Genomic DNA, 23,460 nt, shown 5'->3' with positions numbered 1-23,460 from the left:
TTGGCTGTTATCAGGCATTAAGGCGGCGAGAGGCCGCTCCAATGCCAACAGGAAAATTCAATCTGGCTTAACACCCGACTTAATCTATTAAACGCTAAGAAGCAGTCAAATAATAGCATGAATGCAGCAAACAACCCTAGGCAGTTTTTGGGTGACAAGCCTGAAAATGAAGCACTCAAAACTTCAACATGAGCATGGATAAGAAATTGACATACACCCCCTAAAATTATTTATGGCGGATGTGTTCCCAAATCGTTCGTTAGTCGAATTAAATGCTAGTTTAAAGAGTTATTTCATGAACGCTGTATTAACTCTTTCCTAGATTATTTGGCGTTTACTTACAGTCTCCTGTCCTACCTTTGTTTTCCTCCGTAGCAAACGATAAAATTTTGTCAGAGGTGTAAATGACGAGACTTTTTTTCGCCCTGGATATTGCGACGTAAAAATTTTTTCTGTCAATAAATCTATGAGCTCCCCAGATAATAACAGCATCGAATTCAAGTCCTTTTGTAAGTAAGGTTGTCCCTATGCATTTCCGAGAGTTGCGATTCCCCCGAATTCTTTGGCAATTTTTTACATGAACCATTTCATCATGAATGCTTTGCCCTGAAATCGTTGAGTTTTCTAGTGCTCTCAATAAGGAATAATACAGAGGCGGATGTTTCTTAGAAACTTTTGGCAAAGATGCGAAAAAGGTTAGAAGCGACAATAGATTGTCAGGACTTCTTCGAGTCTTTAAATTAGTAAAAAGTTCTTTTAGTTTTTCCGAATACTTCTTTTCATCCGGATTACGTTTGTTCTTTGGCTTTCCAGATCGATCTAACCAATTATTCAAGCCACTTTTATTAAATTTTAATTTAACCAAAAGATCATGAAAATGCTTAAGGTACGCTTCTCCTCCCACAAGTACACGGACTGCACAGAGTGCCGCTTCGTAGTAGACATTTTCATCTATGGCGTCAAGTACCTTAAGTTGTTGACCCAGATATGAATTTAACTTTAATCGGTCATCTAACAAACCGACCATTCGACCATTTTCTTGTTTATGTATCGGGTAAATCACTAAAACTGACTGATTCTTTTGTTCAAAATATTTGATGGCTTTAAATAAAGACTTGTAAGCTTCTGGTTTGTACTCTTCCTTAAGTTGAGGAAAATCCCTGATATAGAAATCAAATTCCGAATGTTCAAGGAGTTCCACAGGTTTTCCTTCTTCTAACTTATTTCTCATTGAGAGGATGAGTCTACCCAGCCTTTCATTATTAGATTGCCACCTCCAGGGTGTATTCAGAAAATTAAATTTTCTAAACGCTGTTAAATCTTTATCAAAATCGACCAAGGGTTCATCTCCGAAGTTATAGATTCCTTGAAGGGGATCGCCTAAAAGGTGCAAAGGCAAGCTCCCCAGAAGAGTCATGAGAAGGGAGTGCTGAGAAAATGTACAATCCTGATATTCATCTACAAAGATCCTGCTGTAACTCAGTGATATGACAAACTTAACTTGTCTTTTTTGAAGTAAATCAGAACATAGTTTTAAGGTTTCTGAAAAATAATGACGGTTTTTATCATCTATTGAAGGAAGTGACGCTTCTCCAAGTATGTTCGTTACAATTCTTTGGGAAAACCCGGAAATTGTTTCTAGTACATACTTATTTCCGGGGATCTTATTAGTTTGAAATTTGTTTTTAAGAGAATCTATTCCTGCGTGAGTGTGGGTAAGAATCAGGAATGGCTTTTCATCCGAAGCCTGAGACAAACATTCAGTGATAAAGTGGGTTTTGCCGTGCCCGGCAGGTGCAATTAAAACACTTGCTTTTTCAGATAAAAAATTTTTGATATGTTCTTTAAGCATTGGTGCTCCAGTTCTCTATTTCTGTCAGAAGGTTACGCAGAACTGAGAACTCGGGATAAGGGACACTCTCGTACTGATTCAAGATGAGCTTCCCAAGGAATTCTCCCCCGGGGATGTTTTTGAAGATTTTCTTTGTAAGGATAGGCATCGGAAATTTGGTCTTAAAGTCGTCTTTATGTTTTTTATAATCTTCTAAAAATTCCGGTCTATTTAAGGGTTCGTCCGATAAAAGTAATAAAAACGGTTCGATGTATTCTTTGTCAAAATCTTCAAAAAACTGCGTTTCGATACAATTTCCAACAGAACATAGAAATAACCGAATCTTGAGGTCTTCCGCTTTTTTTTGGTGTTCATGAAGATCTTTGAGGCTGTCGTTGTCGGCAAACACACAAGTTTCATAGTTTAGTTCTTTGAGCCGGCAGGCAAAATTATACATTTTGCTTCCGCCTCCGCAATCTATATAAGAAACCCCGAGAGAAGCTAGCGAAAGGTTTTTATTTTCAAGAAGCCATTCATCAAGACTTCTCATGACTCCAAACTCGGTCTTTCCCTCGCAGCAAACGATTTTTTTTGCGAAGAAAGCGTGGGGGGTTGTCCGTCTGCAAGCCGTCATCTCAGATGAAACTGGCAAAACTTGGTGTGTTGTACCGTCGGATGATTTAACTACCTTGTATAACTGGTTTGCTTCGGCCTCTATTAAAACATATGAGGAATGAGTACTTAATATAATCTGGCCTTTCCGCGTTCTTTTGTACAATTTAATAAGATTTACGATCCTATCGGGTTCTAATCCCTGTTCAACCTCATCAATGAGGACAATGTTTCCGTTTTTTGATAACTCTTGTTGCAACCCCATTGAAATTAAACGTTTTGTTCCTTTTCCTTGTAATCGCAGAGGAAGACCATGAGAATGAAGAGAAAGAGAGCTGCCATTAAGAGTATTTTCTCGGAAATCAAAAAGAGTCTTGATTTCATCTAAAAGTAGGCCATAGGGCTTGAACCGCTCGGGCAAGTCTTCCAAAATTTTTTCCAATTCTGCTAATTCTGACTTACTGTACTTTGATTTCAAATCCCTTAGCAAATGCGTTTGGATTTCCTCGATAGAAGTTCCTTCTAAAGAGTTTTTTGTTAGCCTGTATAGAGGGGATTGCTTAGAGTAAGAAAAGTGATTATCACAGTAGTCAGCAACGAGAGTTGCCCCTATTTTTGCGCGATCAGTTGCACTAATTGGAACTTCTGTGCCGAAATTATTAATCACTGTCCATTTGGGCTCCAAACTATCATCGACACGTAGGCGGATATTCAATGTCATTTTGGCCGGATCAAAATCTTCTCCCGAGTCTTCCTCGGAAAGAGAGGGGGAAAGTAATCCAAATTTATGGTCTTTTAACAGAGAACTAGGAAGTTCGGAAACCGAAACGTTTATCTCAATAGGATTGCAAATATCTTGGTTGTAAAAATCTAAATCAGAAAAGCTAAGGTTCCATGCCGGTGAAAGGGCGTAATTAATAGCGGTAAGAATTGTACTTTTTCCAGAATCTCCCCGGCCGATAAGGATGATAAGTCTTTCAGAAAGAGAGGTCGTTTCCAACGATTTAATTCCACGGAAATTTTTGATTGTTATGCTTTCGATTTTGCTCATAATTGTTTTAGCGCGGGTATATCAGGCTTACTGTTCGTAACTTTAAGTCTCTTTTAGATTCTCAGGTTACTTTATTGAAATAGAAGGGTCAATAAATAAGCGCATCATAAACATCAATCCATTGTTTCTAGAGAAATAAATATGATTCGAAAGGAGCAATTTAATAGCAGAACCTCAATACTTTCTTTTAGGAGGCTTTTGCACTTCTATAGGGGAAAGATTTATCGTTGAAGCTACTTCTCTTTATTCGATATGCTCCAATAGTAAGATAAAACGAAGAAATACCCCGAAAACCTTTCCGGTCTTCGGGGCCATTATCTACTTCAGAGTTTCAAATTATTTAACGTAATCCGCAGCGTTTTCACCGGCAATTCGACCGTATGTCAAACCGATAATCGCCGCAAAGCCAACTTCATTGGCATAAGCTTCATGTCCGGATGCTGCACCGGCTGCATAAAGTCCGGGAATAACGTGGCCTTTAGTATCCAGCGCTTCAGCTTTGGTATTGGTCTTGATACCGCCGTAAGTGGACTGCATGGACGGTGTGACAAGAGCGGCATAGTAGGGCGGATTCAGCATCGGATACTGGATCTTTCTTCCGAAAGCCTTGTCATTCTTTAAGCCTTCCTTGCAGTCTTTAATGTAAGTATCCATCGTTTCGATGAAAGCCTTTTGGTTGACATCGAGCTTCTTGGGAAGTTCCGGAATCGTATCCGCTTTGACAAAGTAACCGGCGTCTGCGTAGTTGCGCATCAGCTTAAGGTTGTCCATCGCTTTCTGGTCAACAACAGCATAAGCCTCGTGCTTCGGCTGCTTCATCATGGCTTTGCTCTTGAAGTTAATCGAAGGATGGTTTTCATCAACGAAGCGTTTGCCGTCATGATTGACAAGAACGGTATAAGGCGTGATTGCCGTCAGAGAAACTCCGTCTTTCTTAGTAAGCGGGTGGCAGAGGTAGTTAACTTTGATCTGTTCCATGGAAGCGGTGTCTGCACCGATTGCTTGCGCCATACGAATGCCGTCGCCGGTCAGAGAAGAGGCACCGGTTGTCGGACGACCGATCCAGTCAGGTGCGTAGCGTTTGAGGAGCTCCGGACTCGCGGAGAATCCGCCGGTTGCAACAATCACCGCTTTACTCAGAACTTTGTATTTTCCTTCCGGTGTAGAGACTTCAACACCGATGGCTTTTCCATGATCAGACAGGATTTCTGTGGCTTTGCTGTTGAGACGATACGGAATGCCTTGTTTTTCGACTTCGGCTTTCAGTGCCTTCATGATGTGCGGTCCGGGAGCGCTTCCGTCTTTAGTAATGTGGAAATACTTATCTTCTTGGAACCGACCAAACGGAACGCCAAGCTGCTCTAACCAGTCGATGATTTCGCCGCCTTTGCGTGCATAAGTCTCGACATTGGCTTTGTTAATAGGAATGCCTTTGTCTTTGGCCTGTTTCATCAGGTGATCGACATAATCCTGTGTGGATTTTCCTTTAATGCCGTGTTCTTGAATGAACTTGCTGCCGCCGGCAGTGATTCCGGTGGAGATGTTCATAGAATCTCCGGCGCCTAACATGCCTTGTTTTTCAATAACGAGGACATTGCTTCCTTTTTCTTTAGCCGCAATGGCAGCCGTCAGGCCTGCAATACCCGATCCGATAACAACAATATCTGCCTTCTCGTCTTTCATAGCCTGTTTTGCTTTTACGGGCAAAGTGGTAAGAAGCAGAGGTGAAAGATCTTTAGTGGCTTTGCTCAAAGCGTTTTGAGTCGCTTTAATTAAACCTTGGCTGCTGAAAGTGGCACCGGCGATGTTGTCGACCTTAAGCGTCTGGCGCTCGATAATTTCTTTCGGCAGTTGAGTAAGCGGCGCGTCAGAGAGACCGGCAGATTCACGGTGAGAAAGAACCTGGATGTTGGTGATCTTGTTCTGATTAACAGTGACTTCGACTTTCATTGGGCCGTTTCGACCGTTTGCTTCTCCGATATATTTGCCGGGAACAAATTCTACCGAGGAGGCTGCGTGCAAGTTCGTTCCTAAAAGGCCTGCAGATAAAAGCAGCGCGAGTTTTGAGATTTTGAACATTGAGATTTCTCCTTGAGTGAGTATTTCTATTGAGCTGCATCAATAACGATACCGAGTTCGATACTTAAGTACTCATCCTTTTAAAATTTAGTAAAAGGGGATCTTTCAACTAAAAATGTTTGCTCGAATCTCAATATTCCTGTTATCCCAGCTAATGCTCCTTTCAGTTCATGCGGCTGAACAGGTTGTCGTAGGTGTAAGCCTAGATCCTCCGCAGGATAATAATCAGAAGATCGTAGAGCCGACGCTTAACGTTCTTAAAAATACGTTCGGCCCCCAGAATCTTAAAATCGTACGTCTGCCTCTTCCTGAACTGGAGAAAAACTTAGAAGCGGGAAAAATCGACATTTTTCTTTCAACTTCCGGTTTGTCCAGAAGAATGGCACAGAAAGGAGCGAAAGAATTGGCAACTATGGTCTCTGATCGCTTGCCAAACCCCAATGAAGCCTATGGAACTTTGTTTATTACAAGAAAAGACAGTCCGATTAATAACATCTCAGATATGCAGGGTCATTCATTGGTCGCGAATCTGAAAGGTGGTTTCTATGGACATCAAATCGGACTCGGAGAACTCGTCAAACAAGGCTACGACCCTTATACCTTCTTCAGCTCTGTTCATTACGTAGGAAGAGACCTCAAAAAGGTAGTTGATGCTGTTTTGAAAGGAAAGGCCGACGTTGGCTCAGTTTCCAGCTGTTTTTTGGAAGATACTTATCCAAAGGACGGAGAAGTATGGAAGAACCTGAAAGGTATCGGTCTTAAACCAAATGGAACAGGCTGCCTGGCTTCCACTGATCTTTATCCTAATTGGTCTGTTTCGACGATGCCCACAGCAGACCCGGCTGTTGCAAGGAAAGCAGCCGAAGCACTGCTTGCAATGCCGAAGGCAGAGGGAGGAATGGGTTGGAGTATTGCGACGGACTCAACAAAAACTGATGAATTATTCAAAGATCTTCAAATTGGTCCATTCGGATTTCTGAAGGATTGGTTCTCTAAAGAATTCAGAACAAGATATGCGGGTTGGCTCCTATTAGGCATTGGACTTTTTGCCTCTTCACTCTTCTTAAGTTTCATTCTCGGACAAATTGTTCGTAAAAGAACGAGATCATTAACGGAGTCTCTTAAAAAACAGAACGAACTGAGACGGAAAGAAAAGGCGGTATCCGAAAAACTCAGTGCACTCGAACGCTTAGGTGTGGTTGATCAGCTTAGTTCAATTGTCGTGCATGAATTGCGGCAGCCTCTCACAACGATTCGAGCTTTCTTATTTGGAGCAAAGAAAAAGGCAGAGAAGGGTGTTTTGAGTTCTGAAGAAGCCTTAACCGTCTTTGAAAAAATCGAAGCTCAGTCCAATCGTGCTCAAAGAATCGTGGACGATGTGCGTAAGTACGCAAAGCAGAAGACAGGAAAGTATGAAAAGTTCTCGCTCTCGGATGCAGTGGATTCCGCACTAAAGGATTTCAAAGACTCGGGCTCTTATTCGGGGGCTCTAAAGGTGGCTGTCAATGAAAACATAATGATGCGAGGTAGCAGGCTTGAGATTGAGTTGGTAGTACACAACCTTTTAAAGAATGCTGCTGAATCAATCAGTCAGCACCGACGCCGCCATCCTTTAATTTCCATTGCTCTGTCAAGAAAAGACGATAAGGCTGAACTTATTGTTTCCGATAATGGCGGAAGCATGGCAGATGCTCCTTCTAATGTTCTTTCCTCCAGCAAACCGGAGGGACTTGGCTTAGGCTTGTTAATTGTTAAGGCCATTGCTGCTCGCCATGGAGGATGTTTTAGATTAGATGTTGATGATAAAAAGGCATCGGCTTGTTTGACTCTTCCTATACCTGAGGACCTAAATGAAAAGTGAGAATGACCCAATCCTCCCTTTAATCCGTATCGTTGACGACGATATGGACTTGTTGGAAGGCTTGGCGTATATGCTGGAAGGAGAGGGCTGGGAAGTTAAAACTTACCCGACGGCAGAGTCTTTTCTTGTTTTGGATGATTCTGCGAGGCCGGGATGCCTTGTCTTGGACTATCTAATGCCAAAAATGAACGGCGTTGAACTTCAAAACCGCCTGAAAGAAAAGGGCTTTTCTCACCCGATTCTCTTCCTTACGGCACATGCAGATCTAGACATGGCGATATCCGTATTTAGGAAAGGAGCAGACAATCTTTTGAAGAAGCCGGTCGATCCACAAGAGCTGATCGATGCAATTTCCGAAGGTATAAGGAAAGATTCGGCAGAACAAACTCAGGGAAACATTGAAGACCTGAATAAACGTTTTCAGTCTTTATCGATGAGAGAGAAGCAAGTGCTGGCACTTGTAAAAGAAGGACTGACGAATTTTGAAATTGCCGAGCGGCTTGGATTAAGTGAGCGTACCGTCGAGAGTCACCGCTTTCATGCCTATGGGAAACTTGGCCTTAAATCGAAGATGACTGAACAAACTCAGTTGAAAGAAATCCTTTCGCGACTCAACCAGTAATTATGAAGACCAGGGTGTTTTAGAGGAACTTTAATTTTCTCCTCTTAATTATTTCGCATAGGAATTGACGTTAACCTTAAATTTTGGTGAAAGCAAGTGCATCAATCTTCTTAGTTCCCTAAAAGAACTTTGAGGTTAATACGCTAACAATACATATTAAATTGATCGAGATAGTTTCCAGATTTTCTCAATTCGCAGATTGATACATGTTGAAATTCTTTTATGGTGGGTAATTTATTTCTGAGAGGCTATCTATCTGCTATAATGCCCATTAGTCGATATCCAACTATTTTTACCGCCAGTTTGATAACTAGACATAACATTCGACAATTTTTGTCAACTTTTGATTGACAAGATAGTTTAATTTTTTTAACATTGACCATGAAAAGGTTGCTGAAAGGCAACTAGGGCTGGTCGAAAGACCCTGGTCCTTCACAGGCGGGATTGTGTCCCGCCATTTTATTTATGAAAGAGCTGAGTGTTTTTATTGATGAATCAGGTGATTTTGGGAATTTTGAACCTCATTGCCGGTATTACATCGTATCTTTCGTATTCCACGATCAAGCCGTTGATATCTCAAGCCAAGTCTCAGTTCTTGATCAGAAATTAGATAACTTAAATATAGACCACGTGGTTCATACGGGCCCGATTCTTAGGAGGGAGCCTCCATATAATCATTTGCAAATTCAAGAGCGAAAAAGAATATTAAACGCCTTTGTTGCATTTTTAAGGCACGTAGATGTTTCTTGTGTATGTTTCTTAGTGGATAAAAAATACATAAATGATCCGATGAAATTAATTTCGGATTTATCCCGTCAGATCTCCCAATTTTTGCAGCAACACACCTCTTTTTTTCACTCATTTAATGTTGTCAAAGTTTATTACGACAACGGACAGACTGAATTAACAAAAATATTGGCTTCTGTGCTTCCAATTTACTTGAATAATGTGGTTTTTAATAAAGTCTCTCCCAAGGACTATAAATTATTCCAAGCTGCTGATTACGTCTGTACGTTCAGATTGTTGAAAGAAAAATTGGACAAGGACTGCCTTACCAAATCGGACTTGAAATTCTTTTCCGGCAAGAGAGAGCTAAAGAAAACTTATTTAGCGCCTCTTCTGACGAAAACTTTCCTCTAACTCTCTCCAACTGACATGGAAGAGAGGAAACTGTAAAACAAAAAGTTATCCAAAGAAGGGCGCTTTAATTGGATCTAAAGTTTCGGAGAGCCTCCAAATCTTCCTTCCTCATAAAGTTTCTGCAAACTTGAATCATTCCTTAACCCTTCAAACTCGACGACATTCACCAGCTGCGAAGAGGAGTCTTGCCGCCGCTCCACGAACCAAATCTCATCTCTGCGAAGACCGGCTCGCCGAAGTAGGTTGGTATCATGGGAGGTAAAGACAAGCTGCTTCCTAGTATTAGAGCTTACATTCTCTAAGAATCTTCTCACGAGCCAATAATTGATTTCCGTGTGTAATCCATGGTTGATTCCGTCAATGACATAAACGCAGTTCTTCTTGCTGAGCAAAAGATCGTTGATGGTCGGAGCAAGGTCAATAATTTTCCTTGTGCCGGTGGATTCTTGTTCTAATGGGATTAAATATTCTTTACCTGAAATTTCGTGTACTGCAAAGAGTCTCCTGAAGGCTAAATCTCCGTCTTTGTAATAAGCCAATACCCGTCCGCCCCCTGGTTCTTTGATGAGTTGGCTTCCCTGACAACTCACAGTTGAAAGTAGTTCGTTTCGCTCATAAGGAGATAGACGTAAGGCTGACTCTGAAACAGGAGTGGAAACAAGGGCTGATATTCCGGTATCGGTGTTTTTCAGAACTTCAGACAATAGGCTGTTCCACGAACCATTCCCACCGACATCTAAATCGTAAGAAACCAGAAAAGAATCCGGATAAATGACTTTAAGTTCCTCAGAGAACCATCTGAAAACTTCTTCAAATGGTTTGAATTTCATGGAACTCAAGGTCGCGAGAAGCGAGTAGGGACGATCCAGAGAGCGATCGGCGATGCACTGAATGGCTTCAAAAGAATTAATGTTCGGATTTATCCGAACCTTGTCATTGTCCCGAAGAAACAGAGTCTTTTCGCTGCGGCTGTTTCTTTCGATTAGTTCCTCATACAAGATTTCATCTTCGTTGCATGCGATCTTGAATTCATAGATCAGCTCGTTGACAAGGATTGAAATCTCAAATTTGGAGATCGGATTTTTATCCTCAGTAAAGTAAAAATTTTGCAGGGGAATTTTCCCTTTAAGCCTCGGAGTTGTTACCAATGTCTTGAGGAAATCCAACGCTTTGATGAGATTGCTTTTGCCCGAAGCATTGGCTCCGTAGATGGCAGCCAAGGGAAGCAGTTTCAGTCTGAACTTAGAAATCGATGCCAATGTTTTGCTGTTTGTTCTCTCTTTCCCAGCAACCATGGAAAAAGTGGTTATCTCATCATAAGAGAGAAAATTCGAAAACTTAAACTCAATAAGCATGATGTTCTTTACGACTGTGTTGGTTAACTTCGCTTTGGCGACTTTTATGTTTCATATAACGAGATTTTATCTCCTAGAATGGAACAAAAGATCTTCTCAAAGAGAGCTCCCTTAAGCCTTTAATTGTTTTAAATCCTACCTACAGCCTGAAAAAACAGTGATCTCTACGTAAGTATTGTTCAAGCTCCTTAGCTCAAAGTTTTTCATATTCAGGAAGTTGAGATTCGGTTTCCAATGAATTCTTCCGTTCCCAAACGGTAATGCGCTCAATCAATCTCTTCCTATAACTATCTGAACTCACAGTGATTTATTCTTTAAGATGGAAGGAGAAAGCTTCGGGATAGGAGATAGAAGTGCGCAAGCTTGCTGATCTGATCTTTCAAAGAGATCGACGTCGAGAAGAGTTGTCGAAGATTCAGAAAGAAATTTCTGTCCTAACCCAGAAAACTCCCTCTCTTATTCTTCCTTTTGCGCATGAAACACCCAAAGATGCGGATCAACAGAAACCTTCCGTTTCCGCACCATTAACGCCGCAGCAAAAAGTTTCGCTTTTCTTTGAGTTGTTCAAAGGACGGGGAGACGTCTTTGCCGAAAGATGGGAATCTTTCTACGATCCGCAAAAGGTAGGATATTCTCCGATTTGCATCAAACGTTCCGGCGAATGCCCGAGACCGTATTCGTTCTGCAAAAACTGCCCTGATAAACATTACAAACCCTTCACTCCAAAAGACATTGAACAGCACCTTTTAGGAAACAAAACGGTTGTAACCTATCCGCTCGTTAATGGCCGATATTGTCCTTTCGTTGTCATAGATTTGGACGAGGATGATTGCAGAAATGACGCCAAGGCCATTCTTGAGTGCGCTGAGAAATTTGGCATTCCGGCTTATCTGGAAATATCTCGCTCAGGAAAAGGCATACATATCTGGATTTTCTTTGAGGGCTTGGTTTCTGCAAAAGACGCAAGACTTCTCTGCGATTCTCTAATCACTCTGACTCAGAATCAGATCAGAATGGAGGTCTCTTTGTCATCCTTCGATCGCATCATTCCCTGCCAGGATGTATTGGATACGAATCAGCTAGGCAATCTTGTCGCACTTCCGCTTCAAAAGAAGCGGCGTCCTAATGCTTCAGTCTTTGTGGATAAAAATCTGCAAAAGAAGGCGTCAGGGTTTCCGACGCGAGAATAAACAGTTCGGATTCACTGTTGGAGATGACGAAGACAGCGAACTCAAATGATCTTTTAGCAACAGTGAATCGAAGTCAGACATTAGGATTTTCAAAAAAAAATAGCAGACCAACCGGAGACCTAAGCCCCTCCGGCTGGTCAATCATTACTAACTTAGTGGTCAAAGACTACTTAGCAGCCTCAGCCCCGGCAATCCTTCCGTATACTGTCGCCATAACAAGTCCGGAAATTCCACCGCCTCCTAGTCCGGCTTGATAAGCCAAATGGCCTGTAACGTCGCCAGCTGCATAAAGTCCCGGAATTGGGGTACCGGCCGTCGTCATGACTTGAGCTTTCTTGTTGATTTCTAATCCGGAATAAGATGTGTAAATTTGAGGCTCGCACTCAAATGCGTAGTAGGGTCCTTTATCAATCGTATCCAGTAACTTGGTACGATTTTGATATCTGTCCTTGCCCTTGAGAACGTCTTCGTTGTACTCCTTAACCGTCTTTTCAAGGTTTTGGTAGTTAATGCCTTCAGCCTTTGCAAGATCCTTTAAATTATCGAACTTGTCGACTTTCTGTTTCTCAAAGAAGATTTTTAGGCTGGTATCTTTGTATTTTTTAACTGCCTTGGAGTCAAGAATCCAATAGGCGAGTTTGAATTTGTTTTCGACCATCTTGTGGTTAACGGCGAGATAACCGCGAGTCTCATCTTGGAATCGCTGTCCGTTCTTATTAACAATGATCAATGGAACTTCAACGAGAGGCTGACCGATGGATACATTGCTGTGTGTTCCGACAAAGAGCATGTTCATGCCGAAACCGTAATGTTCAACAATGACATTTGCTCCAAGCGCGGTTGCAGCCTTAATGCCTTCTCCGACATTAAGCTTAGAGCCGTGTGATTTAACGCCTTTCAGATAAGGATGATATTTTTCAACCATCTCTTTGCCGTTAGCAAAGCCGCCGGTTGCAAGAATCACACCGTGGTCAGCATAGATTGCGTACTTGTTTCCTTTGTTATTTTCTAGGATTGCACCGATGACGCGAGCATTGCGTTTTTCACTTTCAGTAATCAGGGAAACAAGGTTAGTGTTCAGAATAATTTCAACTCCGAGAGATTCAGCTTTTGCCTGAAGAGCCTTAATGGCTTGCGGTGAACCGACTCTATAACCCGGTGCAAAATAATGAACACGTTTGCGATTGCCGATGGCTTGAGCCGGCTGGTCCGTAAACTTGACGCCCAAAGATTCAAGCCAATCCAGATCCTTAGGACCTTGTTCATAAACCAACCGCGCAACGCCGGTGTCTCTCTTCAGGAAACGATTCAGCTTTAATCCTCTTTCAAGGGAATCCTGCCAGTTAATTTCCAGAGAATCATCAATTCCGGCTTTTTTCTGGATCTTAGTGCCTCCAATCCAATACCCGGATCCTGAAAGAATGGAGTGTCCTCCTAAAAATCCGCCTTTTTCAACGAGTATTACTTTTGAGGCCCCGCTTTGTTTAGCTGAAATAGCCGCACACAAACCGGCCATGCCGCCGCCAACGACTAAAACGTTGGATCGAACGTCTGACTTATCTGCTGCGATTGCTGTCATAGGTAGAGAAGAAAGTGAAAAAGCAACGCCTGCAGAGATTAAAAACAATTGTCTTCTTTGCATAAAATGTCTCCTTAGGTGAAGAACACTTACAGATTAGCGGTCCGTAGTTTTTCTACCTACCGCTTTTACTCAACCTATATTGCAATTTTGCAAGTTAGAGGACTGACCCATGCGACCCAAAAATAATTTATTAAATTGGAAGGTCTTGGAGAGTCTTGAGCGCACCGGCAACTTAACTCAAGCTTGTATTGAAAATGATTGCGACCTGTCTACGGCTTCCAGACAATTGGCTGCCTTAGAAGAGGATTTGGGGATCAGCCTCCTTGATCGAAGAAGAAAGCCCATGCAGCCGACAAGGTTTGTGAAAACTAATCTTTCTTTAATCCGTCGAATTATTCGTCTCCACGATGAATTATTGGAGGAAGTCGCTAAAGAATTAAGCAGTCGAAACGACAAGTTCATCCGATTCGGTCTAACAACGAGCGCAATTGTTCACGGAGTAGTCGGCCTGATAAACAAATTTAATACTGAATATCCTGATATTGAAATCCAATTGGTTCCGGATATGGACCACACTTCGGTTATGAATAGGGAAGTAGACATTTCCTTAGTGCCTTACGATCCGAAAGAATCTGAGTTGACAGTTCTTCCTATAGGCCAGTGTTTCACACTTTTAGTGGCTTCTCCTGCTTATCTGGCTAAACGGGGCGAGCCGAAAATAATCTCCGACCTTAATGATCAGGGTCATACGCTTTTATTAAAGCGCAAACCTTTCTATCCGGAGGCAGAAGATCTCGTTTACGGGGACTTTATTTATGATTTTTATACAGGACAACTGAGAAAATTAAAAGACAATAAGGAAGGGGCGGCCGGCAAAAAGGGCGCCGGAAAGGTAACAACGAAATTTGTCGGTGATCAAAACGGTTATATTTCAGCTCTTTCAGGAGAAGGGATTGCAGTCGACCTGCCTCTTTCTTTCATAAAACGTGACCTTATGGGTGGTTCTTTAGTACCGGTTCTTAAAGGTTGGAAAAGAAAACCTTGGAGCCGAAATCTGGTTGTCCATAAAGAAAATTCACATTGGGAGGAGCTCTATACATTTGCTCGCTGGTTTCAACTGCATGAAAGAATTGACTCCCATCAACGGTGGAATGAGATGTATCAGTTCTGCGAAGTCCCAGAAGAGGCTTACGCCAACCTCTAAAGGCACAGAGGATTCTGATTATTGGGTCTGGAGCAGTTCTTCTATGCGTAATCTCATTGGTCCCTTATTCCTGCTAGTTAGCTGCTTGCTGTTCAGTGTTACCGGGACATTGCAGCAATTGGCACCCGAAGGACATACTCCGGTCGTAATCACCGAAGTGCGCATGTTCCTCGGCGCCTTAACAATATTCCTTTGGTGCCTATGGACTCATAGGCTTCCGCCTAATTGGTCAGCTGTCCCGTGGAAACCGATGTTAATCGCTGTAGCCAGCGTTCTGCTGTACCAGCTGTTGTTTTTCTACTCGGTAGCGGAAGTCGGAGTTGCGGTTGGTTCAGTGGTGGCGATTGCGACAACTCCTTTATGGGCGGCAGTGGTTGCATTTTTACTTTTTAAGAAGACGCCATCTAAATTTTGGGTGGTTGCAACTGCCCTGGCAATTGTCGGTGTATTACTCATTAATTTCGGAGAAGGCTTCCAGTCCCAAAGCGCAGACTGGCGGCTTTTATTACCGATTACCGCAGGCCTGTGCTACGGTGTAGAAATTATAGCGGTTGGGCAAGTGGTTAAGAAAATCAATCCTGAAACGACAATGCTTTTGGAGATGGGTCTAGTTGCAGTCCTGCTTTTGCCGGTGACAATTCTTTTTCCGACAGATTGGATTTTTACAACACGAGGAATTTTGGTTTCTCTAGGTTTAGGTGTGGTGACTGCCGGAATTGCCTACCCGTGTTTTACCTACGGTATTAAATACACATCTCCTGTTGTGGCTTCTACATTAGCGTTGACAGAGCCGCTGATGGCGGCCGCTCTTGGAATATTTTTTCTTCATGAAAATCCCTCTATCTCCATGGGTTTAGGCATGCTGAGTTTGATGGCATCTGTCATCGTTTTAATTTTTGAAGAACCGAACAATCATTCTTAATTTCTTATGACTTAGAGCTTGAGCAGAAAGTGGTTTTCCTGCCAACCCTGCTAAATTTACTGGACCAATATTCAAGCAAACATTCGTTGTCCTTTGAGGACAGACGGGCTTTAATAAATTCCGCGGAATTTCTTAAATGATTTCACTAGACTGTATTTGAAAAGGCAGAATAACGGTAACAATCCGTCTTTAGGCATCTCTCATTTGAGTAATTGATATGCTCAAGTAGGAGTTGTTGTTTTCGCTGAACACGTCAACTCCCAAATGAATATACTGAAACCGCCTTATCCAAGTTAGCGGGTAGTCTAGATTTATTGGGGACAAAGGGCGGGTTTATTAAGTAAGATTTGGACGCCTTTCTTGATTTACCTGCTTGGGTCTTGTTATTGCTTCGCTGATGCGGATAAGGTCCTACCGCCAAAATACAGCTTTATTCATCTTCGATGACGACTATCGATCATCTCCCGATAAATCGCAAAGATTTTCTTCAACCCTAGACCCTCACTCTTTGTCCTTCGCGTTCAATAGGCCTCGATTGGAGCCCGATTGACTGGTCCTGAGATGCTTGTTTTGTATTATCCGTTATCACAACTTGAGTTTGTCCCGTTACCAAAGATTAGCGTGCACTTTGAAAGTTTTACTTCTAAAACATAAGGATAGCTAAGAAAAATGTATCTAAGTTTTTTGTAAGACTGCTTTCGTGGGCTTGAAGCCTTGTTGGAATCTTTCTATTGTTAACAAGGCTGGCTAAGGCGGCAGCGGTCTCTAGCTTGCGATTACTTATTGCATCTGAGTGAGAACTGTTTTCCTATTAATCCTTTCCTAATTGGCTGAAGAGGTAAAAATGAGTTCTAATCCAATGGCTCTGATTCGTGTCATAGACGAAGAAGAGAGTGCGAGAAACTCTTTGAAATTCCTTCTTGAACAGGAAGGGTGGAAGGTGCGTCTTTATTTTTCCATTAAAGATTTTTTTGAAAATGATAATCCGATGATACCCGGCTGCCTCATTTCAAACATTCAAGTGAGGGAAACATCTGGATTTGAGCTGCAAATTAGGTTAAAGAAAAGTGAGTGCCCGATGCCGCTTATTTATATTAGCGCCTATGCGGATGTCGGGACAGCGGTTATGGCCTTAAGAGAAGGCGCATACGATTTTTTAACAAAACCGATTAATGATGAAAGACTTCTTGAAAGCGTCGAAGCTGCTGTGAATGAAGATTGGCAGTCTCGCTCTACCCTCAAAAACGTCAAGAAAAATAGAGAACTTCTCCTCACTTTGACCGGTCGGGAACTCGACATCGTACGCCTCATAACGAAAGGTCTGAATAATAAGGAAATAGCAGAGGAACTGGGCATCGCAGAAAAAACGGTCAAAGTTCACCGCTCATCTATATATCGAAAATTGCAGGTCCGCACTCCATTGGAAGTTTTTAAAATAATTGATAGCGTTTATCGAGGAAATAACCTATTCCGGAGTTATGAAAAAACGCAGTTCCTAGATAATCTTAATAACTTTCTTTAAGAGAGGTGCCTTAATCAGCACCTCTTTCAAAAGGTAATTACTGTTTAATAAGGAGTGCGCCGATCAAATCCGGTTATTTAACCTTGAAATCAAAACTGTGGCACTGTGCGCAATAATTTTCCGGAGCGGCATGCTGCAGATGACAAAGCGTGCACTCTAATTTGTTGCCGTAATGGGGCGATACATGTGGATTCTGAGGTTTTATTCCTTGAGTCTTCTTTTCAATTTCATCGGGAGCATGGCATTTCGAGCATTGGTTAATGTCCGGGGCAGTAATTTCATTTCTCTCACCATGGCATTCCTTACAAGTCACATTTTTAACTCCGTGGCGATCTGCGCCGAGCGGAGCACTCTCCTGAGCAAAAGAAGCATCAAAGTAAAAAAGGGCTACGGATAAAAGAAAGGAGCTGAGCAGGAGTCTTTTCATAATCCCTCCAACAGAAGGTCGACCAAAAAGATTTTCTTCTGATCGACCATTCTTCGGCTAATTCCTCAAGCGAGAATATCGTTCTTTAGGATTTGGCGCAGTTTTCGCCGGCCATTCGTCCGAAGACTAAACAATCGAGGATAGCGACTGAGCCTAATCGGACTGCCCCGTGTACATGTCCCGTCGCCTCCCCGGCCGCATACAAGCCCTTGATAGGTTTATCTGTCTTCACGTCAAGCACCATGCATTTATCGTCTGTAATCAGACCACCCATGGTGTGGTGAACTTTAGGCTGAAGCTCGCCGACATAGAAGGGCGCAGTTTCAACAGGCAATTGCTCGTTATTGATATAACGGCCTAAGACAGGATCCTTTTTGTTTTTTACATATCCGTTGAACTCTTCAACCGTCTGTTTCAACTGCTCGGCGTCAATTCCTTGTGCTTTTGCCAATTCATCTAACGTGTCATATTTGAAGATCAAATTCCGTTCGAGATGTTTATTTAACATTCCCGGACGCTGTGTTTCAAAAGGTTTTACACCGTTTGCATCAGCAATTGCGAAGCATTTACGCCCGTTGGCCTGTTCGACCATAATCGCGTCCGCTCTTACTTTTCTATTTGCCAATTCATTCACAAATCGTTTGCCGGCGCTATTGGTCCATAGTCCGTATTCTGCCGCTGCTGTTTGATTGAATTGCCAGCCGATGCCCATGCCTTTTTCATGAGGATTTCCCCACGGACCGCACTGAATCCAATCGTTTTGAGCTTGCAGGCACCCGATGCTGGAGGTTTCTCTCCAAAGTTCGGAGGTTGCTCCCGGCTGATTAGTGGTATCTAAGGTAGCATTAAGTTTCGGATCCTGAATTGTTCTGTAAGGAACATCAGCTGAGAAACCACCATAACAGAGAATTACACCTTTATTGGCTTTCAGGGATTTGTGTCGACCGCTTCCAGCCTTAGGAAAACGGTATCCTTCAAAGACTTCGACGCCTTCTACACCGTTTGCTGTTCGGATGATCTTGTCAACGTACGTTCTTAGACGAATCGGGATGCCAAGTTCAAGACATTTATCTAACTGTTTGTTGACGATTCCTGCGCCTGAGCCAATCTTTGTTGTCACATAGCGCGGAACTGAGTGGCCGCCTTCCTGACCGATCGCATCAGGCAAGTATTCGACACCTAATTCATTGACGGTCCACTCATAAGTGGAAAGGACACGATCAACCATCTGGTGAACTTTCTTCACATCATTCATATAGTTGCCGGCCACGAGAATATCTTTCTCAAGGAGCTCCTTTGAATCTTCAATGTTGTGTTTCTTTTGCTGCGGACAGCCGGTGGCTGTAAGAATTCCTCCGTTAATGATTGAGTTTCCGCCGGCGGTTGGCATTTTTTCTAACACGATGACGTTTGCTCCTGCTTTTTTAGCTTCAATCGCCGCAGCGAGGCCGGCGAAGCCTGAACCAACCACAATCACATCAAAGGTTTCATCCCATTTTTTAGTCTGAGCGGATACTGTCGCGGCTAAGATACCGGATGACGAAAATACAGCCCCTGCGACAGACGTTTTTAAAAAGGATCGACGGGAAGAAGTATTCATAAGGCCCCCTTTTGTTAACAAGGTTATTTCAAGAGATCAAAAGTCATTCTAGAGGGGGATAGTGGACAGAGAAATACGTCAAAAAGTTTAAATGATAGATTTGATTAATCTATAACTATATGATTTATAGTGATAATTAAATTAGTTAAGGTGCGATACTTAGGACAAAAGACTTATTTGATAAAACAAATAGATTAGTAAACCTCGCGACAGAAGCAGGAGATATATTTTAAACAGCTTTCTTGATGATGAAGAGAAAAGCACCATATTCGATCTAGCTTTTTCAAAGCTGACTGTTTTTGATAGAACATGGCTTTTGAGGCTTAGGACCGTATGGTTTGTTGGTAGGTTATGAACTTGTTGATTTTGCATTGCTTTAGCGGCGCAGGTCTAGTTCAAAACAAGAGAGGGTAGATTTTTTCGATCGACAAAAAGTTCTTCGCAAACTGCGATTAATAGCTATTCCAGAAGAGTTTTGAATGGGATCTGGTGCCCTAATTGCTGCTTGAGCAGGTACAAATGTTTGGCAACTATTTGATTGACACATGGTGCAGGGAAAATTATAGATATCATCTCTGAAAAAACATTAGTCTCGGAGTGCGTTTTCTTGCTCTCCGAGACGTCCAATTAATCAAGCGATTTTAGGATAAGGCTTTAAAAACTATACTTTAATCCGGCCATAAAGCTTAAATCACGGTAATGGTATGAACCGGCGCGGACAGCAGTGTTTGCCCAGAGGTGTAAGTTGGGATTGAGACGACTGTCTACCCCGGTTTTAAATTCACCCAAGTTGCGTGCGCCTTTTTGTTTGAGGTTAACCCCGTTCATTGTGACTCCGTAATCTTTGGTATTGTGAATCCAATTACCTTCAATAAACACCTGTGCTCCCTCATATTTAGGATTAGCTTGGTTCTTCAGATGGAAGATCGTTCTTGCGCCGAGCCTTGTCGTCACATTATTTTTCCCGACAGCTTCAATGCGTGTGCCATTGGACTCAGTGAAGTTATCAGTCTTAATACCCGACCAAATGACCTGAGCCTGCGGCTGGAAATAAATTCCGACTTGGCGCCCTTCAGAGGTATCAAATTCTGAGACCTTCAGGGTATAGCCCGTCTCAAGAGATCCCGTTAGGCCTTTTGAATGATAGGATTCAACGCCTGAGCTTTTAACTCTGTTTTTGAACCAGCCGTATGTAAGCCAGGTGTCAACGTATGCGCCTTCACGGCCGGTTCCATTCTGGAACCAGGTGCCGGTTACACCGAAATTCAGACCGTCTACGCTGCCGATTGCGCGGTATCCCGAATAAGGATTATGGGATTTGGTCCTTCCGTGGCCATAACCGCCCATCCATCCGAATTGGAATCGGTTGGTGCCGTTGGAAGAAAACGAGAGTAGTTCCGTTCCAAGCTGTGTAGCGGCTGTCAGAGTGCGGTTTTTGATTTGTCCGCTGCTCTCTTTCCAGGAGGTATATCCTCCCTGCATTCTCATCCAAAAGTTTCTTGTTTCGTTCTTATCAGAATGCGGATCGGTAAACCACAGGTCACCGATTCTGCCTTGCAGGCGATTTGTGAAAAGAGAATGGACGACAGCTTCATTTCCGATATAAGCACCGGCTTCAGGTCTTACGATTGGAATGACTTTGCCGTCGTCTCCGTTGCCTCCGTTTCCGTTGTCACCGCCATTGCCTCCGTTATCCTCGTTATTAGGATTGTCAGGTTTTGTTTTATCGGTAAGGTCACTGATTAGATACCAGTTTCGGCTATCGCTGCCTTTTCCTCTTTTCAGTTCGTAATCATAGGCTCCGGCAGCAAGGCGGGTGCTTTGAACGAAATTGCCGTCGGATTTTCCTGAAACATCGATAAGCTTAATTCCGTTAAGTGTTTGTTCTCCGGGTCCGCCGAGGTTGTTAACGTGGACGATGGTTCTTCCTGATGTGTCGCCTTCGACGATCAGCATATCGGTTAATGAATTATCTCCGCCTAAAAACGTGTTAAACAAGATATGCCCGTTATCTCCGGAATAATTCCCTGCAACGATGAGCTTGTTTCCTGTAGATTTGCCGTTTCCAAGAACAATCTGTCCTGAGTTGTTCAAATCCTTTCCGACTCTTAATTCGGCCGTTTCTGTTGAGTCTAAGTTTCCGATACCCAAGAAACCTTCATTATTGAGGCTTCCTTTGATAAGACCGAAGCCGCTTAAAGAAGATTCGGACGAAATATTCACGGAAGAGCTATTCATCAGCACTGGCTTTTCTGAAGTTCCGAGCGTGACGATAGCGTCTCTTAAATTTGTAGGACCGGTCCATTCGGTGTCAGTTTGAATGGTGACATTTGCATTTTTATCAAAACTGACAGCGCCTGTTCCGCTGATTTTATCCTGCAAAGTGCCTTTCACCCCTGTATAGACAAGCTCTCCGTTATCGACGATGCTGCTTTGCCCAACAGAATTCAGGGTGGGAAGAATTAAGGTTCCTTGCTCTGCAATAAGCGTTTGACCGTCATAACCGGTCGGAACGGTGAATAACGTTCGCCCGCTTTGAATTTCCACACTGCCGTTTCCGACGATAGGAATCCGCAGTTCTTGTGCGGAATCTCCTGTATGTCCGTTGTTAAAAACAACTTTGGCATCACCCGGACCTTTTAATTGAACTTCCGGAGCGTTTAAGTTATAAAACCCTTCGTTAGAGCTGGTGTCGCCAAGAAGTAATTGTGCTGTTGCCCCTTCTTTTTGTGCTTGAACAATAACAGGCGATGAGGTTTTGACGTTTGCGCCATGACCTACTAGAAGGGATGTTTTATTTCCGGCACTGGGGGCTTGAATGACAAGAGAACCAACATTGAATTCAGCATTGACTCCTTCATCGTTAATAATCTGTAAGAATGCATTATCGGTACCCCTCACGTCTCCGTACTCTGAACCGCCGAATAGGAAAGTTTTGCCAACTGAGAAGTTAGAATTCCGGATAAGTGCTTGGTCAGAAATTTCTCCCATAACAGCTAGGTTCTTGACTTTGTTAGTAAAGCTAAGATTTTCTGCAAAAGAAACATTTCTAGCATTTTCAATTAAGAAACGATCATTTTCCTTGGAAAAATTTAGCTGTGCAGTACTGTTAGAAGTACTACCGGCCCCCACGCTGACAGAGGCTGAGTTTTTTACAACGAAGGAGGCCTGAACATTCGAATCAATAATGTTGAAACTACTTGCCACATTTAACTGTGTTTCATTGTTGTTATTTAGGTTTCCGCCATCCACATACAAACTGATGTAATTAGTTTGACCACTATAAGCACTTATGGTTCTTGCATTAAATGAAACATCACCGTTTCCAGAGCCAATGACATTAATGAAGAGATTGGGTTCTCTTTCGCTTACATAAGATTGTCCAAGAACTATCTGGGGTAAACTTAAAGAGGCTGTTTGGCCTTGTTGCACACTATCGGTTGGGAGTGGAGTAAACGTCGTTTCGCCGCCTGCTTGAAAATAAGACGGCGAGTAAATTGTCAGCGCCCTTGTTTCTAGAGTATAGGAGCCGTTTTTTGCCCAAAAAATAAGGGGCGGTTTTCTCTGTTAGAAACATCATTCGGATCATTTGAGTTAGATGTGACATCTTGTTCGTTATCAACGAAGACTAAATAAGCCTCTGAGAAGGGAAAGTTATATCCTTCAATGTTCGCTATCGCATCATTAAGAGGAAAAATCAAACAAGCAGCCACTGCAAGGGCAGAGTGTTTCCTAATAAAAGGAGCTTTTGCAGACAGGGGGCTGTTTTTTATGAGTTTGTCTAAACCCGATCCGTTATGCAGAACTTTCATGTTATTCATAATTAAATAAAAGATAAATATGAAGAAATTTGAATTCTACAAATGAAAAAATATTTTCTGATTAAATATTAAATTAGATCAAATAGACGTCGTCAATAAGTGTTTGATGAATAACAAACAAATCTAGTAGTTGTATAAAAATTAAAACAATTATTGTTTTATACAACAATATTTTTTTTGTTTATAAAAGGATGTTTAAATAACAATTATATCTTGCTCTTTTGGTAAGTCGTATCTAACGATTTTGTGTTAGTAAAAAAAGCTTCGAGTTGCAGAGAGTTGTTATTTATATAGCATGCTATTTGAAGTTTATATTTATTTTTATGACTTGAGATTATCTAGCCTCAAAAAGAGGTTAAATAAAATATAGTGCCAAGAGAGGTATCCCTAAACGTAGTGTAGAAAAAGTACCTCTTATGTCTGCTTCATAGACTAGGACAGTTGATTGACAAGAAAAAGTCTTTTTATACCTATAGTTATCTACCAATTATTGCCGATATCATTGCACGCGCATCCTAGCACTGCTTCTGGAACGAAGATTATTTGATTTGCTTTTTTGAGTTACTTTTGTTACTTAAAAATCAGTGTGCATTAAAAAACAAATATTAATTTAACTTAATTATTAAAAAATATATTTACTA

At 42.2% G+C, this 23,460-nt stretch carries 16 protein-coding genes; 7 read left to right on the top strand and 9 right to left on the bottom strand.

The window, feature by feature from the left end; translation table 11 throughout:
* Positions 1 to 334 precede the first annotated feature (334 nt).
* From HMPREF9439_RS12370 to HMPREF9439_RS12360, 3 genes are all read right to left on the bottom strand, one after another.
* Positions 335 to 1,852, bottom strand: a complete 1,518-nt coding sequence (locus HMPREF9439_RS12370) for an AAA family ATPase (RefSeq protein WP_008865114.1) — start codon at positions 1,850 to 1,852, stop codon at positions 335 to 337.
* Positions 1,845 to 3,494: an ATP-dependent nuclease gene (locus HMPREF9439_RS12365; protein ID WP_008865113.1), complete on the bottom strand. Its 1,650-nt coding sequence runs from the start codon at positions 3,492 to 3,494 to the stop codon at positions 1,845 to 1,847. The genes HMPREF9439_RS12370 and HMPREF9439_RS12365 overlap by 8 nt, the downstream gene beginning before the upstream one ends.
* 336 nt (positions 3,495 to 3,830) lie before the next feature.
* Positions 3,831 to 5,573, bottom strand: a complete 1,743-nt coding sequence (locus HMPREF9439_RS12360) for an FAD-dependent oxidoreductase (protein WP_008865112.1) — start codon at positions 5,571 to 5,573, stop codon at positions 3,831 to 3,833.
* 154 nt (positions 5,574 to 5,727) lie between these two features.
* Here HMPREF9439_RS12360 and HMPREF9439_RS12355 point away from each other — a divergent pair, with 154 nt between their 5' ends.
* The 3 genes from HMPREF9439_RS12355 (at position 5,728) to HMPREF9439_RS13245 (ending at position 9,196) form a co-directional block, all read left to right on the top strand.
* On the top strand, positions 5,728 to 7,434 hold the full coding sequence (locus HMPREF9439_RS12355; protein WP_040603714.1) for a sensor histidine kinase: 1,707 nt from the start codon (positions 5,728 to 5,730) through the stop codon (positions 7,432 to 7,434).
* Positions 7,424 to 8,056, top strand: a complete 633-nt coding sequence (locus HMPREF9439_RS12350) for a response regulator transcription factor (protein ID WP_008865110.1) — start codon at positions 7,424 to 7,426, stop codon at positions 8,054 to 8,056. The genes HMPREF9439_RS12355 and HMPREF9439_RS12350 overlap by 11 nt, the downstream gene beginning before the upstream one ends.
* A 465-nt stretch (positions 8,057 to 8,521) precedes the next feature.
* Positions 8,522 to 9,196: a DUF3800 domain-containing protein gene (locus tag HMPREF9439_RS13245; protein ID WP_008865109.1), complete on the top strand. Its 675-nt coding sequence runs from the start codon at positions 8,522 to 8,524 to the stop codon at positions 9,194 to 9,196.
* Positions 9,197 to 9,270: 74 nt separating this feature from the next.
* Here the strand turns inward: HMPREF9439_RS13245 and HMPREF9439_RS12340 are convergent, their stop codons facing one another.
* Entirely contained in the window at positions 9,271 to 10,551 is a 1,281-nt protein-coding gene (locus HMPREF9439_RS12340; protein WP_008865108.1) for an AAA family ATPase, read from the bottom strand.
* 353 nt (positions 10,552 to 10,904) lie between these two features.
* Between HMPREF9439_RS12340 and HMPREF9439_RS12335 the strand changes: the two genes are divergently transcribed.
* A complete protein-coding gene (locus HMPREF9439_RS12335) occupies positions 10,905 to 11,741 on the top strand; it encodes a TOTE conflict system archaeo-eukaryotic primase domain-containing protein (RefSeq protein ID WP_008865107.1) in 837 nt (278 codons plus the stop codon).
* 166 nt (positions 11,742 to 11,907) lie between these two features.
* On the opposite strand, the gene HMPREF9439_RS12330 is transcribed toward HMPREF9439_RS12335, so the two are convergent.
* Complete coding sequence (locus tag HMPREF9439_RS12330; protein ID WP_040603712.1) at positions 11,908 to 13,383, bottom strand: FAD-dependent oxidoreductase; 1,476 nt, start codon at positions 13,381 to 13,383, stop codon at positions 11,908 to 11,910.
* Between the two features lie 109 nt (positions 13,384 to 13,492).
* On the opposite strand from HMPREF9439_RS12330, the gene HMPREF9439_RS12325 reads away from it, so the two are divergent.
* The 3 genes from HMPREF9439_RS12325 to HMPREF9439_RS12315 all read left to right on the top strand — a co-directional run bounded on the left by HMPREF9439_RS12325 (position 13,493) and on the right by HMPREF9439_RS12315 (position 16,971).
* Positions 13,493 to 14,527, top strand: a complete 1,035-nt coding sequence (locus HMPREF9439_RS12325; protein ID WP_008865105.1) for a LysR family transcriptional regulator — start codon at positions 13,493 to 13,495, stop codon at positions 14,525 to 14,527.
* A gap of 43 nt (positions 14,528 to 14,570) precedes the next feature.
* Positions 14,571 to 15,449, top strand: a complete 879-nt coding sequence (locus HMPREF9439_RS12320; protein ID WP_008865104.1) for a DMT family transporter — start codon at positions 14,571 to 14,573, stop codon at positions 15,447 to 15,449.
* Positions 15,450 to 16,293: 844 nt separating this feature from the next.
* Complete coding sequence (locus HMPREF9439_RS12315) at positions 16,294 to 16,971, top strand: response regulator transcription factor (protein ID WP_050789296.1); 678 nt, start codon at positions 16,294 to 16,296, stop codon at positions 16,969 to 16,971.
* 73 nt (positions 16,972 to 17,044) lie between these two features.
* Here the strand turns inward: HMPREF9439_RS12315 and HMPREF9439_RS12310 are convergent, their stop codons facing one another.
* The 4 genes from HMPREF9439_RS12310 to HMPREF9439_RS12295 all read right to left on the bottom strand — a co-directional run bounded on the left by HMPREF9439_RS12310 (position 17,045) and on the right by HMPREF9439_RS12295 (position 22,810).
* Complete coding sequence (locus HMPREF9439_RS12310; RefSeq protein WP_008865102.1) at positions 17,045 to 17,398, bottom strand: cytochrome c3 family protein; 354 nt, start codon at positions 17,396 to 17,398, stop codon at positions 17,045 to 17,047.
* A gap of 85 nt (positions 17,399 to 17,483) precedes the next feature.
* The gene (locus tag HMPREF9439_RS12305) at positions 17,484 to 18,998 is read right to left on the bottom strand and encodes a flavocytochrome c (RefSeq protein WP_008865101.1); all 1,515 of its coding nucleotides are present in this window, start codon (positions 18,996 to 18,998) and stop codon (positions 17,484 to 17,486) included.
* Positions 18,999 to 19,652: 654 nt separating this feature from the next.
* Positions 19,653 to 21,989, bottom strand: coding sequence for an autotransporter outer membrane beta-barrel domain-containing protein (locus tag HMPREF9439_RS12300; RefSeq protein ID WP_157645900.1), 2,337 nt, complete (start codon positions 21,987 to 21,989; stop codon positions 19,653 to 19,655).
* Positions 21,990 to 22,513: 524 nt separating this feature from the next.
* Complete coding sequence (locus HMPREF9439_RS12295; RefSeq protein WP_040603710.1) at positions 22,514 to 22,810, bottom strand: hypothetical protein; 297 nt, start codon at positions 22,808 to 22,810, stop codon at positions 22,514 to 22,516.
* Positions 22,811 to 23,460 lie beyond the last annotated feature (650 nt).

This window comes from Parasutterella excrementihominis YIT 11859, assembly GCF_000205025.1.
Taxonomy (GTDB): Bacteria; Pseudomonadota; Gammaproteobacteria; order Burkholderiales; family Burkholderiaceae_F; genus Parasutterella; species Parasutterella excrementihominis.
The sequence above is the reverse complement of the archived record's forward strand: the minus strand, read 5'-3'. Positions and strand labels throughout refer to the sequence as shown.

Coding starts and splice junctions, on each gene's coding strand:
- HMPREF9439_RS12370 (WP_008865114.1), bottom strand. CDS start 1,852: ATGCTTAAAGAACATATCAAAAATTTTTTATCTGAAAAAGCAAGTGTT.
- HMPREF9439_RS12365 (WP_008865113.1), bottom strand. CDS start 3,494: ATGAGCAAAATCGAAAGCATAACAATCAAAAATTTCCGTGGAATTAAA.
- HMPREF9439_RS12360 (WP_008865112.1), bottom strand. CDS start 5,573: ATGTTCAAAATCTCAAAACTCGCGCTGCTTTTATCTGCAGGCCTTTTA.
- HMPREF9439_RS12355 (WP_040603714.1), top strand. CDS start 5,728: ATGCTCCTTTCAGTTCATGCGGCTGAACAGGTTGTCGTAGGTGTAAGC.
- HMPREF9439_RS12350 (WP_008865110.1), top strand. CDS start 7,424: ATGAAAAGTGAGAATGACCCAATCCTCCCTTTAATCCGTATCGTTGAC.
- HMPREF9439_RS13245 (WP_008865109.1), top strand. CDS start 8,522: ATGAAAGAGCTGAGTGTTTTTATTGATGAATCAGGTGATTTTGGGAAT.
- HMPREF9439_RS12340 (WP_008865108.1), bottom strand. CDS start 10,551: ATGCTTATTGAGTTTAAGTTTTCGAATTTTCTCTCTTATGATGAGATA.
- HMPREF9439_RS12330 (WP_040603712.1), bottom strand. CDS start 13,383: ATGCAAAGAAGACAATTGTTTTTAATCTCTGCAGGCGTTGCTTTTTCA.
- HMPREF9439_RS12325 (WP_008865105.1), top strand. CDS start 13,493: ATGCGACCCAAAAATAATTTATTAAATTGGAAGGTCTTGGAGAGTCTT.
- HMPREF9439_RS12320 (WP_008865104.1), top strand. CDS start 14,571: ATGCGTAATCTCATTGGTCCCTTATTCCTGCTAGTTAGCTGCTTGCTG.
- HMPREF9439_RS12315 (WP_050789296.1), top strand. CDS start 16,294: ATGAGTTCTAATCCAATGGCTCTGATTCGTGTCATAGACGAAGAAGAG.
- HMPREF9439_RS12310 (WP_008865102.1), bottom strand. CDS start 17,398: ATGAAAAGACTCCTGCTCAGCTCCTTTCTTTTATCCGTAGCCCTTTTT.
- HMPREF9439_RS12305 (WP_008865101.1), bottom strand. CDS start 18,998: ATGAATACTTCTTCCCGTCGATCCTTTTTAAAAACGTCTGTCGCAGGG.
- HMPREF9439_RS12300 (WP_157645900.1), bottom strand. CDS start 21,989: ATGGGAGAAATTTCTGACCAAGCACTTATCCGGAATTCTAACTTCTCA.
- HMPREF9439_RS12295 (WP_040603710.1), bottom strand. CDS start 22,810: ATGAAAGTTCTGCATAACGGATCGGGTTTAGACAAACTCATAAAAAAC.